Annotated in this window: 18 protein-coding genes; 10 read left to right on the top strand and 8 right to left on the bottom strand. The window is 59.0% G+C overall.

All coding sequences use genetic code 11. The features are described from left to right. Positions 1–9 precede the first annotated feature (9 nt). The gene (locus ACR0KX_RS01170; protein WP_170452567.1) at positions 10–915 is read right to left on the bottom strand and encodes a LysR family transcriptional regulator; all 906 of its coding nucleotides are present in this window, start codon (positions 913–915) and stop codon (positions 10–12) included. A 94-nt stretch (positions 916–1009) separates the two neighbouring features. Between ACR0KX_RS01170 and metF the strand changes: the two genes are divergently transcribed. Together metF and ACR0KX_RS01160 are read left to right on the top strand one after the other, a co-directional pair. Next, entirely contained in the window at positions 1010–1876 is an 867-nt protein-coding gene (gene metF / locus ACR0KX_RS01165) for a methylenetetrahydrofolate reductase [NAD(P)H] (RefSeq protein WP_170622907.1), read from the top strand. 234 nt (positions 1877–2110) lie between these two features. Then, positions 2111–2761 carry a J domain-containing protein gene (locus ACR0KX_RS01160; RefSeq protein ID WP_170453140.1) on the top strand — a complete coding sequence of 217 codons (651 nt, stop codon included), beginning with the start codon at positions 2111–2113 and terminating at the stop codon, positions 2759–2761. Between the two features lie 59 nt (positions 2762–2820). Here the strand turns inward: ACR0KX_RS01160 and ACR0KX_RS01155 are convergent, their stop codons facing one another. Continuing rightward, positions 2821–3339, bottom strand: a complete 519-nt coding sequence (locus ACR0KX_RS01155) for a YHS domain-containing (seleno)protein (RefSeq protein WP_170622905.1) — start codon at positions 3337–3339, stop codon at positions 2821–2823. A gap of 239 nt (positions 3340–3578) precedes the next feature. On the opposite strand from ACR0KX_RS01155, the gene yghU reads away from it, so the two are divergent. Then, positions 3579–4457, top strand: a complete 879-nt coding sequence (yghU, locus tag ACR0KX_RS01150; RefSeq protein ID WP_170622903.1) for a glutathione-dependent disulfide-bond oxidoreductase — start codon at positions 3579–3581, stop codon at positions 4455–4457. 57 nt (positions 4458–4514) lie between these two features. Here the strand turns inward: yghU and ACR0KX_RS01145 are convergent, their stop codons facing one another. Next, entirely contained in the window at positions 4515–5303 is a 789-nt protein-coding gene (locus tag ACR0KX_RS01145) for an SseB family protein (protein ID WP_170521760.1), read from the bottom strand. After that, positions 5296–5883 carry a uracil-DNA glycosylase family protein gene (locus ACR0KX_RS01140; protein WP_170521758.1) on the bottom strand — a complete coding sequence of 196 codons (588 nt, stop codon included), beginning with the start codon at positions 5881–5883 and terminating at the stop codon, positions 5296–5298. Before ACR0KX_RS01140 ends, ACR0KX_RS01145 begins: the two co-directional genes overlap by 8 nt. A 151-nt stretch (positions 5884–6034) precedes the next feature. Here ACR0KX_RS01140 and ACR0KX_RS01135 point away from each other — a divergent pair, with 151 nt between their 5' ends. The 4 genes from ACR0KX_RS01135 to ACR0KX_RS01120 are packed head-to-tail and all read left to right on the top strand — an operon-like array spanning position 6035 to position 10609. Next, positions 6035–6694 (top strand): ATP-binding cassette domain-containing protein, encoded by a 660-nt coding sequence (locus ACR0KX_RS01135; protein WP_170452578.1) that lies wholly within the window; start codon positions 6035–6037, stop codon positions 6692–6694. Beyond that, complete coding sequence (locus tag ACR0KX_RS01130) at positions 6672–8258, top strand: capsule biosynthesis protein (RefSeq protein ID WP_170521756.1); 1587 nt, start codon at positions 6672–6674, stop codon at positions 8256–8258. The genes ACR0KX_RS01135 and ACR0KX_RS01130 overlap by 23 nt, the downstream gene beginning before the upstream one ends. Positions 8259–8263: 5 nt before the next feature. Beyond that, the gene (gene kdsA / locus ACR0KX_RS01125) at positions 8264–9097 is read left to right on the top strand and encodes a 3-deoxy-8-phosphooctulonate synthase (protein WP_170622901.1); all 834 of its coding nucleotides are present in this window, start codon (positions 8264–8266) and stop codon (positions 9095–9097) included. A 15-nt stretch (positions 9098–9112) separates the two neighbouring features. Continuing rightward, a complete protein-coding gene (locus ACR0KX_RS01120; RefSeq protein WP_170622899.1) occupies positions 9113–10609 on the top strand; it encodes a phosphomannomutase/phosphoglucomutase in 1497 nt (498 codons plus the stop codon). Between the two features lie 30 nt (positions 10610–10639). Here ACR0KX_RS01120 and ACR0KX_RS01115 read toward each other — a convergent pair whose 3' ends face one another. Beyond that, a complete protein-coding gene (locus tag ACR0KX_RS01115; protein WP_170622897.1) occupies positions 10640–12592 on the bottom strand; it encodes an AsmA family protein in 1953 nt (650 codons plus the stop codon). Positions 12593–12687: 95 nt separating this feature from the next. Here ACR0KX_RS01115 and rimO point away from each other — a divergent pair, with 95 nt between their 5' ends. After that, on the top strand, positions 12688–14076 hold the full coding sequence (gene rimO, locus ACR0KX_RS01110; protein WP_170622896.1) for a 30S ribosomal protein S12 methylthiotransferase RimO: 1389 nt from the start codon (positions 12688–12690) through the stop codon (positions 14074–14076). Positions 14077–14186: 110 nt separating this feature from the next. Beyond that, on the top strand, positions 14187–14537 hold the full coding sequence (locus ACR0KX_RS01105; protein ID WP_170622894.1) for a hypothetical protein: 351 nt from the start codon (positions 14187–14189) through the stop codon (positions 14535–14537). A gap of 126 nt (positions 14538–14663) precedes the next feature. Here the strand turns inward: ACR0KX_RS01105 and ACR0KX_RS01100 are convergent, their stop codons facing one another. Next, on the bottom strand, positions 14664–14849 hold the full coding sequence (locus ACR0KX_RS01100; RefSeq protein ID WP_170452593.1) for a hypothetical protein: 186 nt from the start codon (positions 14847–14849) through the stop codon (positions 14664–14666). A 229-nt stretch (positions 14850–15078) separates the two neighbouring features. Between ACR0KX_RS01100 and ACR0KX_RS01095 the strand changes: the two genes are divergently transcribed. Then, a complete protein-coding gene (locus ACR0KX_RS01095; protein WP_170622891.1) occupies positions 15079–15321 on the top strand; it encodes a CDGSH iron-sulfur domain-containing protein in 243 nt (80 codons plus the stop codon). Here the strand turns inward: ACR0KX_RS01095 and ACR0KX_RS01090 are convergent. Together ACR0KX_RS01090 and ACR0KX_RS01085 are read right to left on the bottom strand one after the other, a co-directional pair. Next, positions 15304–15582, bottom strand: coding sequence for a DUF6455 family protein (locus ACR0KX_RS01090; protein WP_170521744.1), 279 nt, complete (start codon positions 15580–15582; stop codon positions 15304–15306). The genes ACR0KX_RS01095 and ACR0KX_RS01090 overlap by 18 nt on opposite strands. Next, positions 15582–15851: a DUF6455 family protein gene (locus tag ACR0KX_RS01085; protein ID WP_170622889.1), complete on the bottom strand. Its 270-nt coding sequence runs from the start codon at positions 15849–15851 to the stop codon at positions 15582–15584. Before ACR0KX_RS01085 ends, ACR0KX_RS01090 begins: the two co-directional genes overlap by 1 nt. Positions 15852–15863 lie beyond the last annotated feature (12 nt).

Below are 15863 nucleotides of genomic sequence, written 5' to 3'. Positions count from 1 at the left end.
AAAACGCCGCTACTGGGCCTGCAGCTTGCGCGCCTCGTCGCGGGCCAGTTTGACCAGTTCCTGCACAAAGGGTTTTTCCAGATCTTCCGAGCGGACGGCGGCATATAGACGGCGCGTGATCCCCTCACTCGTCAGTGGCCGGGTGACGTAATCCGAGTTGTACTTGACCTCGCGCACGACCCAGTCGGGCAGGACCGAAATGCCCCGGTTCGACGCAACCAGCAGCAGGATCACCGCCGTCAGTTCGACCTGCCGGATGGCGGCCGGTTCGACCCGCGCCGGGATCAACAGCTGACTGAAGACATCCAGACGCGTGCGCTCAACCGGATAGGTGATCAGGGTCTGACCACGAAAATCCTCGGCCTCGATATAATCCTTCTCGGCCAGCGGATGGGATGAGGCGGCGACAAACACCGCGTTGTAGTCGAACAGTTCGACAAACTCGACACCCGGCAGATCTTCGGGGTCGGATGAGACGACCAGATCAACTTCTTCCTTCTGCAATGCGGGCAAAGCATCAAAAGCCAGACCGGGGCGAATGTCGACATCCACGTCACCCCAGGACTTCCGGAAGGATTCCAGCACCGGGAACAGCCATTCGAAACAGGCGTGACACTCGATGGCGATATGCATCCGGCCCGTGCGACCGTCACGCAGCGAAGTGAACTCCTGCTGGGCAGCTTCGACCTGCGGCAGAATCTGTTCCGCCAGACGCAACAGGCGCAGTCCGGCGGCGGACAGTTTCATCGGCTTCGACCGGCGCAGGAACAGTTCGACCCCAGCCTGATCCTCAAGCCCTTTGATCTGGTGGCTCAGCGCGGATTGCGTGATGTTCAGCTGATCCGCCGCACGCGCCAGCCCGCCGCATTCATGGATGGCCTTGATGGTTCGCAGGTGCCGGAACTCGATGTGCATATGTCGCGCACCTCATGTTGTTCTTGAAGAATATGAGTTTGTCTCACATCGCCCCACATGGCACAAGAGGCTCAATTGATCCTGTGAGGCCATGATGACCAAACCTGAAATTTCGTTCGAGTTCTTTCCGCCCAAAACGCTTGAGGCCTCATTCCGCCTTTGGGACACGGTGCAAACACTGGCCCCGCTAGAGCCCCGGTTTGTTTCGGTCACCTATGGCGCAGGCGGCACCACGCGCGAGTTGACGCGGGATGCGGTTGCGACGCTGCACAAGTCGTCTGGCCTGCCGGTTGCGGCGCATCTGACCTGCGTCGATGCCTCGCGTCAGGAAACGCTTGAGATCGCTGACAAGTTCGCCCGCGCCGGTGTCGAAAACATCGTTGCCCTGCGTGGCGATCCGCCAAAAGGACAGGACAAGTTCATCCCCCACCCCGACGGCTTTGCGCATTCTGTGGAACTGATCGAGGCACTGGCCGAGACCGAGATGTTCAGCATCCGCGTTGGAGCCTATCCAGACAAACATCCCGAAGCCCGCAATACGCAAGCGGATGTGGACTGGCTGAAAGCCAAGCTGGACGCGGGTGCCGATGAGGCGCTGACCCAGTTCTTCTTCGAGGCCGAGACCTTTTTCCGGTTCCGTGATGCCTGTGAGAAAGCGGGTATCGACAAGCCCATCGTCCCCGGCATTCTGCCGATCGAAAATTGGAAGGGCGCGCGCAGCTTTGCCCAGCGCTGCGGCACCCACGTTCCCGATTGGATCGATCAGGCGTTCGAGAAAGCCATTCGCGATGATCGTGAAGATCTTCTGGCCACGGCGCTGTGCACCGAGTTGTGCTCTGACCTGATCGAAGGCGGCGTGGACAAGCTGCATTTCTACACGCTGAACCGCCCGGAACTGACCCGTGACGTCTGTTTTGCGCTGGGCATCACACCCAAGGCCGAATTGCAGAACGTCGCCTAATTCAACCATTCATTGCGTGCCGCCCGGGTCCAAAACTGGCCCGGGCGTTTTTGAGTTCGCAAACCGCCGGAAAGCTGGTGCTGACACTGCACCCAAAGGATCGCACGAAATCAGGAACAATCCGCATTCTGGCTTCGCATTGTCACCCCAACCCAACTCAATGCTCTGTAAAAATTGACAAAAACACGACACTCGGGAAACTGAGGATGTGTGGTTGTAAAGAGTGAAATGAGTATGGAGCACGTCGACGAGTTCAAGGCGCGCAAGGACGCTTTGGCGGATCTGGGACTGGACCCGGACGCCGATTCAGAAGACATCCGAGACGCATGGCGGCGGATCGCCTTTCATGCCCATCCTGATCACACAGGGGGGGATTCAACAAATTTCGCGCGGGCAAAGGCGGCCTATGACTATCTGCGCAAAAAGGGCTACACCGCGAAAGAGGCCGATACCGGGCCGCGCAAGCCGAAACGGCCACGCCTGAGAAAGCGCATCATCGAGCTTGCGCCCGAAGATATCGCAACCTGCCAGGCGATGCTGGATCCCGGTCGCGCTCTGCCGCATATGTCGCAGCGGGATGAGTCCAACTATGTCGCGTCCGACCACGTTCCGGATGCGGTTGGATGTTATGGGCGTCATCTTACGTATTTCGTCACAACGCCGGTCTGCCAGGGGGCCAATCGGGTCGCTTTGCCGACCTCTGTCCTCAGCGCTTCGCGCAATACCGAGACCGAAGTTCTGAGCTTCCAGTCAAATGACAAAGGGGCCGGAGAGGTCGTGATCCCGGACACAATCTGCGAACGCAAATTTCCGGGGGCGAAAAGTGTGCGCATTCGGTTCGAGGCCGATCAGGCCATTCGCAACGAATACTGGCTGGCGAGTTAACCGCGCGGAAAGCCCGGCTCTTGAGGGGGTGAGAGCCGGGCTGAGGGTCGTGAGTGGCCTTAGTTTGTGATCGGGCCTTCCGAAGTGAACTTCGGAATGACGCTGGTGGAGGCGTCACCCCCTTCGATACCCGGCCAGTTGCCTTCGGCGATGTTGATGTTGCCCGGAACATCTTCTTCCCAGAAACCGACAACAACATCGGTGATGTTCAGGTACAGCTTGTCATCGACGATGCGCCACAGATTCGGGTTGGCCGGAACCTTACCGCCCTTGGACACGCCATACGCGCAGTGGCCATCATATTGCGGCGCGTAATAAGCCGGGTTTTCCAGAAACTTGTCGCGGTTTTCTTCGGTCGCGAAGGCCCAGGTGGCACCGTTATATTCGGCGGTGATGTCTGCATTTCCGCGCACACCTTCGGGTTGCGACTGACCGATGGCAACCTGATCCAGGCTGCGATAGGCAACAACGTCATACCCAGAGACAGCAAAACCGGTGCCGTCGACATATTGCGGGCCAGCGAAAGCTGGAACTGCCAGGGCCATGGCCGCGGCAAAGGTCAAAGCAAAGCGTTTCATGTGGTCAATCCTTTTCAAGTCATCTGCCCAAGGGTGCCGTGTTGGCGGGACTGTCGAGACAATATGCTATTTTTTGGCGCTGCGTAGTCCCCCTCGCGCCGCTGTGACCAAGAACGAGAAAACGTGAGAGGTTTGTCTGAATTTATTACAACAACACGGGGTTGGACTCTGGATACTGCAACATTAGCTGTTAGACGATTGGGTGCGCGGACCCCCGGCATTGGACAGAAAGGCACGAGATGAGCGATCAATCCACTTACACCCCTCCGAAAGTCTGGACCTGGGACAGCGAAAGCGGCGGGCGGTTTGCCAATATCAACCGGCCGATTGCAGGTGCCACCCACGACAAGGATCTGCCCGTAGGTCGCCATCCCCTGCAACTGTATTCGCTGGCCACGCCCAATGGCGTCAAGGTCACGATCATGCTGGAAGAGCTGTTGGCCCTGGGCCATGAAGAGGCTGAGTACAATGCCTGGCTGGTCAATATCGGCGAAGGCGACCAGTTCAGTTCCGGCTTTGTCGGTGCCAATCCAAACTCGAAAATTCCTGCGCTGTGGGACCGGTCCGGGGATGAACCTGTGCGCGTTTTTGAAAGCGCCTCGATCCTGTTCCATCTGGCCGAGAAATTTGATGCCTTCCTGCCCAAATCGGGGGCCGAGCGGACCGAGGTGATGAACTGGGTTTTCTGGCAGATGGGCAGCGCGCCCTATCTGGGCGGCGGATTCGGTCATTTCTACGCCTATGCACCTGAAAAATGGGAATATCCGATCAATCGCTTTGCCATGGAGGCGAAGCGCCAGTTGGACGTTCTGGATCGGGAACTGGCCGAGAAATCATTTATCGCGGGTGAGGATTATACGATTGCCGATATGGCGATTTGGCCCTGGTACGGTCAGCTTGTGCTGGGTCGTCTGTACGACGCCGCCGAGTTTCTGGATGTCGAATCCTACAAGAACGTCATGCGCTGGGCCAAGGCCATCGACGAACGCCCGGCTGTTCTGCGGGGACGCATGGTCAACCGCCCGTTTGGCGAGCCGCATATGCAGCTTCATGAACGGCACGAGGCCAGCGATTTCGAGACCCGAACGCAGGACAAGCTGGAGCCAGCTGCCGAATAACCGGCGAAAAAGACGACGCGGCGCTGGTTTGCGCCGCGTTTTCCTTTTGGGCGGGGCCTATTTCAGGATCGGGGGTTTGGCCGGGTCGCTTCCCGGTATGGGCCGGACAGTCTCGGGCATCTCGGGCTGCGGCAGATCGAACCTCAGCCCGGTTTTGGCCAGCAATCCTGCCGCCACGTCGTCCAAGGCAAAAAAGCCCACATCCATCGCACCGGCCTCGATCCCCGAAAAGGTCAGCGCCTCGGACGCGGCCTTGGCCAGCGCAGGTTCTGCGCCTTCGACCGCCCCGACAAATCCCAGCAAGTGACCTGACACACCGCTTTGCGATCTAGTCGCCACCAGATAGGCCGCCTGTGCCAGCCCACCGGCAGTGGCCAGCTTGGCGTCCAGCGCGGTCAACAGAATATCGGGCAGGCCCGCAGGTGGCAGGAACTCGGCCAGCTTCTCCTGCACTTCTTCGGGGGCATGTTGCAGGGTTGTCGCCAACCACCCCAGCGCCTCGGACGGGATCAGCATCGACGAAGGTGCAACTTCGAGGTTCAGACCCAAGCCAATCCCCTGCCCCGCAAGCATGGATGACAGCACCCGACCGGACAGCGCCACATAGGGCACCGGACGGCTCGCAAACTGCGCCAGCCGGTCCTCGCGATCAAAGGCCAGGACGAACTGCCCATCGGCCACATCAAACACCTCGGGCGAGATGTTTTCGCCCTGTGCTTCTTCGGTCAGCATCAGGAACAGTTCACTATCCGCCAGACGTTCGAAAAACCTCAGCCGGGCCGTGTCGTCCTGCGGGGCGGCCTGCATTGCGGCATGGGCTGTATCCAGCGCGGTTGTCTCAGTCATTCAACACCTCTTGCACCCGCGCGCGCAGAACCGGCAGCAGATCGGCCTCGAACCACGGGTTTTTCTTCAGCCATGCCGTATTGCGCCACGACGGATGAGGCAAGGCAAAGACGCGCGGGGCGTGGGTTTTCCAGTCTTTGACCGTATCGGTGACGGAACTGCGAACACCAAGGTGGTATTTATGCGCGTGACCACCCACCAGCACGGTCAATGGCACCTGCCCCAACGCCTGCATGACGCGATCATGCCAGGTCTTTCGGCAAAGGGCCGGCGGCGGCAGGTCCGCGTTCTTTTCGTCATAACCCGGAAAGCAAAAGGCCATGGGCACGATGGACAGCCTGGCCCGGTCGTAGAACACAGTCTCATCAATCCCCAGCCAGTCACGCAGGCGATCCCCGGATGGATCGGTAAACGGCCGCCCCGAGGCATGAACCCGCGCACCCGGCGCTTGCCCCGCGACCAGAATCGGCGTGCCCGGCTGAAACCAGACCACAGGGCGCGGCGCATGCGCTGTCGCCGTCTGCGCGAATTTATCGGCGCACAGGCGGCACGACCGAATATCATCCATCAAGCTGGTCATGGAATGTTACGTAAGCCTTCCTGCCGCTGGCGCATATTGATGATTTGTTTCATAATTCGACATAATGTAGCCAACATGGGCCGATAGGGAACACTCTCCCTCATCGCCCGACAAGAGCGACACGAAAACTGGATTGAGCAGCAGGCCACCTATGCTTGAGTTCGAGAATGTCAGCAAATCCTTTTGGACCGGGACGCGCCGCAAGGTGATCCTGGACAGGGTCTCGTTCCGGGTCGAACTGGGTACATCGCTTGGCATTCTTGCGCCCAATGGCACGGGAAAAACCACGCTTATCAATATGATGGCCGGGCTGGAAAAACCGGATGAAGGCGTCATTCGCCGCGATTGCCGGGTGTCTTTCCCGATGGGTTTCACAGGTGGCGTTTCCAGCAAGATGTCCGCGCTGGAAAACGCGCGCTATATCGCAAAAATCTACGGCATGGATCCTGACTATGTCGAGGCGTATTGCAGCTGGCTGTGCAATCTGGGCGAATATTTCAACCAGCCCCTGTCGACCTATTCTTCCGGCATGCGCTCACGTTTCACCTTCTCGCTGATGCTGGCGCTGGATTTCGACATGTACCTGATTGATGAGGGGATGCCCTCGTCCACGGATGTTGAATTCAACAAGAAGGCCGGTGACATCCTGCGGGAAAGGCTGCGCACGACGACCCTTGTGATCGTGTCGCACAGTCCATCGACGCTGGAAAAATTTGCACAGCAAGCCGCGGTTCTTTTGGACGGGCAGCTTTACATGTTTGAAACCTTGGAAGAGGCAAAACAGTTATATGACTACGAAACCCAAGGTTAGAAAATACAACTTGCGCCGCAAGCAGCCGGTCGAAGGCTCGGCCGAGGCGCGCGCAGATGCGATCTCGCGCATTCGCAGCGCGACCGAAGGACCATCTGCCGCAAACGCCCCGCAGCCCGGAACCGAACTGGATGACATCAAGCGTGAGGGGCTGACCGGTCGGCAGCTACGCATTGCCCGTCGGCTGGCGCAGAAACACGGGCTTGCGGCCTCGTCCGATTATGATGCCGTTCGTCTGTTGCGGAAAAAGGGGATCGACCCGTTCGAGCGGACAAACCTGCTGGACCTTGCCGCCGCCAAAACCTCCCAAGGCAGCACAACGTCGAAAAAGCCCAAGGACAAGGTCAGGATACAGCTGCCGCAAACCGTGCAGCACAAGGAATTCAGCCCGCCGGGCCCCGAGATGAGTCCGGCAGAACGCCGAAACCTTGAAATCGGTCAAATCCAGAAGGACATCGCGCGCAGGCGGCGCGTCAAGCTGTTTGCGCTGTTCGCACGGCTGGCAGCGTTTGTACTGCTGCCCACCTTTGTTGTGGGGTTCTATTTCTATCGAATCGCGACCCCGATGTATGCCAGCAATTCGTCCTTCTCGATCCTGCAGGCAGATAGTGCGGGTGGGGCCGTCGGTGGCCTGCTGTCCGGTACGCAATTTGCCACGGCACAGGATTCGGTCTCGGTTCAGGATTTTCTGGAATCGAAAGAGGCGTTGCTGCTGCTGGACAATGACGCAAGCTTTACCGAAGTCTTTCAACAGGATTGGATTGATCCGATCCAAAGGCTGGCAGCCGACGCCACGCTTGAGGAAGCCTATAAGCTATACAGCCGCATCGTCACGATCGGCTATGACCCCACGGACGGGATCATCCGGATGGAGGTGATTGCCCCTGACCCGCAAACCTCGGCCGAGTTTTCCGATCGCTTGATCTCTTACGCCGAAGGTCGGGTGAACAAACTGTCCGGTGAAAAGCGCGACGACCAGATGCGTGACGCGCTGGAAAGCTTTGAATCCGCGCAACAGGCGCGCCGTCAGGCGCAGGAAGACCTGATCGAGTTGCAGCTTCAGGGCGCGATTCTGGACCCCGAAAATGTGATCGCCGGGCTACGCGGGCGGATCAACGAAATCGAAATTCTGTTGCAGGACAAAAACCTGGAACTGGCGGCCCTTCTTGACAATCTGCGGCCCAACAAGGCCAAGGTCGACGGGGTCACAGCCGATATCGCACGGCTGGAAGTGGTGCTGGACAACCTGAATGCCGAGATGCTGGATGTTTCGGCAGGCGAAAACTCGCTGGCGCGGTTGAGCGTGCGGATTCAGATGGCGCAGGCCGATCTGGTCGCGCGGGACATGATGCTGCAAAACGCTATGCAATACATGGAAACCACGCGCACCGAGGCCAACAGGCAGGTGCGGTATCTGACCGTCTCGGTGAACCCGGTTCCCAGTCAGGATCCGTCCTATCCGCGCAAGTTCGAAAATACGATTTTGGCTTTCCTGTTGTTTGCTGGTATCTACCTGATGATCTCGCTTACCGCGTCGGTCCTTCGTGAACAGGTATCCTCATAAGACCCATGAAACATGTAAAAATCTCCGACATTACCGTCGGCAACGATCTTCCGCTGACCATTATTGCCGGCCCCTGCCAGCTTGAGACAGCGGACCACGCCCAGATGATTGCGGGCACCATGAAAGAAGCCTGCGATGCTGCGGGCGCGCAGTATGTATTCAAAGCCTCGTATGACAAGGCCAACCGCACCTCTCTGTCCGGTAAACGCGGCATGGGAATCGATGCGGGGCTCAAGGTTCTGGACGATATTCGCAAGACCATAGGCGTTCCAGTTCTGACCGACGTGCATACCGAGGCCCAATGCGCCATTGCGGCTGAGGCTGTTGATGTACTGCAAATCCCCGCTTTCCTGTGCCGTCAGACGGATATGCTGTTGGCAGCAGGCAATACAGGGGCCGTCATCAACGTCAAAAAAGGTCAGTTTCTCGCGCCTTGGGAAATGCCGAACATCATCTCGAAAATCGAAAGCACGGGTAATCAGAACATCTTGCTAACCGAACGCGGGACGTCTTTTGGCTATAACACCCTCGTTGCGGATATGCGGTCTCTGCCACAGATGGCGCAGACGGGGTATCCTGTCGTTATGGATGCCACGCATTCCGTACAGCAGCCGGGCGGGCAAGGTGGATCGTCGGGTGGCCAGCGCGAATTCGCACCGGTCATGGCACGCGCTGCGGTTGCCGTTGGGTCGGCTGCGGTCTTCATGGAAACGCATCAGGACCCAGACAATGCACCGTGCGACGGCCCGAACATGATTTACTTGGACCAGATGCCCCAACTTGTTGACACATTGATGCGTTTTGATGCGCTTGCGAAAGCGAATCCTATTCAGATTTAACGATTGAGACTTGTTATGACCAAACCATTCCCCGAGGTGACGCCAAACACCTGGAGCTTTTTGCGTGACGCGATGATCAAGCCCACGGGCTTTCGCGAATATGATGCACGCTGGAAGTACCCTGACGAGATCAACCTGCCCGGCATGACCGCACTTGGTCTGGGTTTGGGCACTCAGCTGCGGCGGCGCGGGATTGACCCGGTCATCGCAGTGGGCAACGACTATCGCGACTATTCCCTGTCGATCAAGAACGCCCTGATCCTGGGGCTGATGCAGGCCGGGATTCAGGTCAAGGATATCGGCCCCGCGCTTAGCCCGATGGCCTATTTCGCGCAGTTTCATCTGAACGTTCCCGCCGTGGCGATGGTGACGGCCAGCCATAATCCAAATGGCTGGACCGGAGTGAAAATGGGCTTTGAGCGTCCGCTGACTCACGGCCCGGACGAGATGTCCGAACTGCGCGATATCGTCCTGAACGGCGAAGGCCAGCCGCATCAAGGCGGGTCCTATGAATTCGTCGATGGCGTGAAAGAGGCCTATATCGACGATCTGGTCGGGGATTTCAAAATGTCCCGTCCGTTGAAAGTGGTCTGCGCCACGGGGAACGGTACCGCCTCGGCCTTTGCCCCCGAGATTTTCGAACGGATCGGGGTTGAAGTCGTACCCAGCCACAATCGTCTGGATTACACTTTCCCCAACTACAACCCCAACCCCGAAGCCATGGAAATGCTGCACGACATGTCGGACAGTGTGAAATCCAGCGGCGCGGATCTGGCGCTTGGGTTTGATGGGGATGGCGACCGCTGCGGTGTGGTCGATGATGAGGGCGAGGAGATTTTCGCCGACAAGGTTGGCGTCATCATGGCCCGCGATCTGGCCAAGCTGCACCCGGGCTCGACCTTTGTGGCAGATGTCAAATCAACCGGTCTGTTCGCCAGCGACCCTGAACTGCAAGCCCTCGGCGTCAAAGCGGACTATTGGAAAACCGGTCACAGCCACATGAAGCGGCGCGTGAAGGAAATCGGCGCGCTGGCCGGGTTCGAGAAATCGGGCCACTACTTCCTGGCCGAGCCGGTCGGGCGTGGCTATGACTGCGGGATGCGGGTCGCGGTTGAGATTTGCAAGCTGATGGACCGCAACCCCGGTCAAAGCATGTCCGATCTGCGTAAGGCCCTGCCTAAGACCTGGTCCACCCCGACCATGTCGCCCTACGCGGCTGATACCGAGAAATACGATATCCTCCAGCGACTGGTCGACAAACTGGTGGCCAAGGCGGACGCAGGAGAAAGCTTTGCCGGTCGCGCCATCAAAGAGGTGGTCACTGTCAATGGCGCGCGGGTCATTCTGGACAATGGCAGCTGGGGTCTGGTGCGCGCCTCCTCGAACACGCCGAACCTTGTGGTGGTGTGCGAAAGCAGTGAAAGCGAGGCGGAAATGCGTGCGATCTTTGCCGATATCGACGCCGTTATCCGCACCGAACCGAGTGTTGGCGATTACGACCAGACGATTTGAACCAGGGGGCGTCGCTGGACGCCCCTTTCATCAATCGCCGCCAAACAGTTTCAGCAGACCCTTCTTCGCCTCATCCTCAAGCTTTTTCTTCAGCGCGTCTTCGATTTGATCGCTGTCGGTTATGGTCGTGTCCAACTCATTGCCGACCTTGTCCAGCACCTTCTGCTTGGCGTCATCCTCAAGCTCTTTGACTTTGCCTTCCGCCGCCACCTCGATGACTTTGGTCAGGTCAGGCGTGATCGACGGGCTGCTCCACGGACCATGGATGCGCACGGGCACCGAAATTCCCTGCCCCGCATTCGCCCGTAGCGCGGTTGGCGTGAACAGATAGTCCAACGTACGCGCACCCAGATTGACCTTGCCCTCACCATCGGCGCGGAAGTTTTTCAGGGACATCAGCAGGTCAGAGTTGGTCAGCACGCCTTTGTCGATCGAGAAGCTTGCGGTCAGGCTGTCAAACACCGTCGTACCGCCCGACCCGGTTCCCCGGCCCATCAGCCGATCCAGATCGAAGCCCGAAATCACCCCGGACCCGACATCCACATTCCCCTTGCCGCTGAGCGAGCGCATGATCTGGTCTTCACTCTGCCCGACGCCAAGAAACTGAAACGCGCCGGATGCGGTGCCGGACAGACGGTCTACATCTGCAAGTGTCGATAACGCCTGCTTCAGGTTGATGCCGCTGGCTTTCAGATCGCCGCCCACCGACAATCCGTTGCGGTTATTCGCAACCACCTGACCGTTGAGCTGGCCGGAGAACAGCGTTGCCGGGTGCATTTCCAGCACCGCACGCGAACGATCCAGACCAAGCGTCAGGTCAGAGGCCCCGAATTGCATCCCCGGAACGGCAATAGACTTGGCCGTCAGGCGGATTTTGCCGTTGGCCAATGACAGCGGCGACGCATCAATCGGTGCCTTGGACCACCCGTCCGCCGCAGATGACGCGGCCCCTGTCCCGCCCCCCGATCCGGGCTCGGCATCGGTCACGCGCGACAGGTCCAGCGCATCGGTATTCAGGCGCGCCACGATCTGAGGGGGATCGGCGATGGTGATGTCGGCCTCTCCGGCCAGCCGATTGTCATCAAGCTGCGCCACCATTTTGCGCAGGGACACACGGCCATCCTTGGTATAGGTCATCTGCCCCGAGATATTTGCCGTCCGGCCCAAACCGTGGGGAACCGCCACACCGCCTTGCCCAAACGCGGTCAACATCATTTCCGTGCTTTGCGTGATGATCTGCATCTTGCCATCCATCTCGCCGGACAGATTGACATTGCCGTTGAACCCGATCTCTCCGCCCGGGGCGGTCAGCGCCACATCCAGCGGCGTCACAGCGCCCGACGAAAAGGCGGGCAAATCGGGCAGTTTCAGGTCCACCTGCACCGCACCGCCCGGCACTGCCATACTGGCCTGCATCACCATGGGCGCGGATACGTCCGGCCAACTGGCGGACAGGGTCACACCCGCAAAATCCATCTGCGTTACGCCGTTTTCGACGTAGATCAGCCGCGCATCCATCAGTTCCAACCGCTCCAGCGTCACGGCACCGGTTTCGCCCGAGGGCGCGCCGCCTGTAGCGCCCGCTGACGGCGTGGTCTCAGCCGCGCCCATGACCCAGTTTCCGCGACCCTCTGACAATTCCAACCGCAGAACCGGGTTTTGCGCAAAGACCCGCTTGATCTTCAGATCGCCCGCCAGCATTGCGGCAGCATCCACACCAACAGCCAGACTGTCCGCGCTTAGCATCGGATCAGGCCCGGCCCATGGCGCGTTGCCGAATGTTACGGGCCCGGTTTCCATGCCCAAAACCGGCCAGAAGGACAGGTTGACGTCCCCCGACAGCGTCAGCTCGCGCCCCGTGTTGGCCTTGACCTGCTCAGACAGGATCGCGGCCAGCTTGTCCCCGGGCATCAGCAGCAACGCCCCAATGACCAGCCCGACCACGGCCACAACAATGAACAGAATGCGTATCAGCCATTTCATCTATCTGCTCTCCGCCTTTTTGGCTTGATTGAAATCATCATCCAAACGCACCGTGACATTTGCAAGGGGAAGCGTTCCCCACTATATGCCGCGCCATGACCACGAACCCGCCAAATCTCCGCCCCGACCTGGCGCCCGCCGCCCGGATGCCCGAGACGTCCCGTGCAAACCAGCCGACCATCGGCATGGTCTCGCTGGGCTGCCCGAAAGCTTTGGTCGATAGTGAGCGTATCCTGACTCGCCTGCGGGCAGAAGGTTACGGCATTTCGCCCGACTATTCCGGGGCCGATGCCGTAATCGTGAACACCTGCGGGTTTCTGGACAGCGCCAAGGCCGAGTCGCTGGATGCAATTGGTGAAGCTCTGGTTGAAAACGGCAAGGTGATCGTGACCGGCTGTCTGGGGGCCGAGCCCGACTACATCCGTGAACACCACCCCCGCATCATGGCGGTGACCGGGCCACACCAATACGAACAGGTCTTGGATGCGGTGCACACAGCGGTGCCACCGGACCCGGACCCGTTTGTCGATCTGCTGCCCGCCAGCAGCGTTCAACTGACCCCGCGCCACTACAGCTACCTGAAAATCTCGGAAGGCTGTAACCACAAGTGCAAGTTCTGCATCATTCCCGATATGCGCGGGAAACTGGCCAGCCGTCCGGCCCATGCAGTTCTGCGCGAGGCCGAAAGGCTGGTCGATAACGGCGTGCGCGAGTTGCTGGTGATTTCGCAGGATACCTCGGCCTATGGGCTTGACCGGAAATACGATGTGAACCCGTGGAAAGACCGCAAGGTGCGCAGCCACATCACCGATCTGGCGCGCGAGTTGGGGCAGTTGGAGGCCTGGGTGCGCCTGCACTATGTCTACCCCTACCCGCATGTGCGCGATCTGATCCCGTTGATGGCGGATTCCGGGTGCAACATTCTGCCCTATCTCGACATCCCCTTCCAGCACGCGCACCCGGACGTTCTGAAACGCATGGCTCGGCCAGCCGCTGCCGCCAAAACATTGGATGAAATCCGCGCCTGGCGCGCGGTGTGCCCGGACATCACCCTGCGGTCGACCTTCATCGTGGGTTATCCGGGTGAGACCGAGGCCGAATTCCAGACCTTGCTGGACTGGATGGACGAGGCGCAACTGGATCGCGTCGGGTGTTTTCAGTACGAAAACGTCGATGGCGCACGCTCGAACGATCTGCCGGATCATGTGCCCGCCGAGGTCAAGCAAGAGCGTTGGGATCGCTTCATGGAAAAGGCGCAGGCAATTTCCGAGGCGAAGCTGCAGGCCAAAGTCGGACAGACGATTGACGTCATTGTTGACGAAATTGACGATGAGGCCGCCACCTGCCGCACCAAGGCAGACGCGCCCGAGATCGACGGAAACCTGTTCATTGACGAAGGATTCGAGGGGCTTAAACCCGGCGATATCGTCTCGGTCACCGTGGACGAGGCTGGTGATTACGACCTCTGGGGACAGCTTGCCTGACCGCTTCGGGCCGTGTCGGAACACGGCCCATCGGTAAAGCGTGACCCGAGTTTATTGGAGAACAGGCGCCCCCGCTCTCACCTTGAACATGAAGCCAAACGGAGGTTTTCATGTTTCGAGTAACTCATTTTGCCAAACGCAGCATGGTGGTCGCCCTGTCGGCCATGATGCTTTCGACCCCCGCTATCGCTGAGGGTTTTGGCCGGTCGTCGGCTGAAATCGTCTATGTCGGCGGCAAGAAATTCAATTTCCATGTCCGGGGTGTTCACCCGCATCACCGCCCCTATTTTGCGCCCAAATCCGGGCATCACATCAAGAAACACCGCAAAAGGGCGCACAAACCGCATGTCCACGCGGGTCACAAACGCAAGGTTTACAGGTACCAGCCGCATCGATCCTTCCGCGGGCACAGGCATCACGCCTTCAAATACAGGCACGGGTTTCGCTTTAGAAAACACTAAACGCCCGACCTATATGTAATGGTTCGCAGCAACGCGTCCGGCAATCAAAAAAAACCGCCCCTAGGGCGGCATCACATTCTCAAATCTTGGGCAGGCGGTCCCAAATCGGGACCGCCTGCAAAGGGTTTATCCCGCAACCGGGTTACAGACAGTCTCGCCTGCTTCGGTGGTCGCCAGTTCATACCCGGCGGCACAGCTTGGGGTACCGGCTTTGTCATAGCTGGGCGAAATATAAACAGGGGTGGGTTCCGGCTGCGCGCAGGCAGTCAGGATCAGCGCAAAGGCTCCAACAGCAGCGAGTTTGATTTTCATGTCCGTCAATCCTCTATTACTTTTCTGATATTGCCCAGTTTTTCGGGGCCGGGTTCAGGATACGGGTTGATCGGCAATCTGGCAACAGAATCGATCACATCCTTGTGAACGAAGGCGAAACCACGCTTGGGACGCCCTGGATCGCAGCACCGTCAGCGACGCGCGCTACCTTTTTTGGCGCATTGCCCTAAACTCGTGACCTGACATCAGCCAAGAACGGAGAAGCCACATGTCCGACGCCCCCATCATCGCCCAGAAAGAGCCCATGGCGGTCGAAGTTGTCGAAGGAAAGAGTTATTTCTGGTGCGCTTGCGGCCGATCCAAGAAGCAGCCGTTTTGTGATGGGTCGCACAAAGACACCGACTTTGAACCCTTAAAATACACGGCTGAAGCAAGTAAAAAAGTGTTCTTCTGCTGCTGCAAGCACACCGGCAAGGCGCCGTTATGCGACGGATCACACGCGCGAATTTGACGGGCGGCGAAGCCGGTTCAAGGCTTGGGCATTGGCGCAAAACTCGGGGGCAGCATCGGCAAGTTGTTGTTGCTGGGACAACCAGATCGCACATTGCCCACAGCAATTTGACGCCCGGCATCGGGTGACGAGTTCGGCATAGCCTTCGGCGGAAAGTTGCCCCTCGGCCATTGCCTCGGTCAGCGAAATACCCAGGCAACGGGCCACTGAACGCGTCAGCCAAAAGTGTTTTTCGATCTCTCCAAGGGCGACCTGTGGCATCAACCGCCCCCGACCTGAGCGGATTTCAGGGCCGCGAGTCGCGCCCGATTCGGGCAGGTTTCAGGCGCATTTGCGATAGCCTGATGCTGATCCAGCCATTCGGGACAGTCCTTTGCCCATGCGCAACCACGACAGAACTGCACCATCTCGGCCCAGTCTTCCTGGCTCAGGTGGCAAGCGTGATGTGCTGCAACGATATCCGCGCCCGTCGCCTGACCCATTCGCAGAACCAGACGCATATGGGTCATGATATCTCCGAGACGTGGCATAGGCCCCTCGCG

The sequence above is a fragment of the Ruegeria sp. BG5 genome, assembly GCF_056538425.1.
The sequence above is the reverse complement of the archived record's forward strand: the minus strand, read 5'-3'. Positions and strand labels throughout refer to the sequence as shown.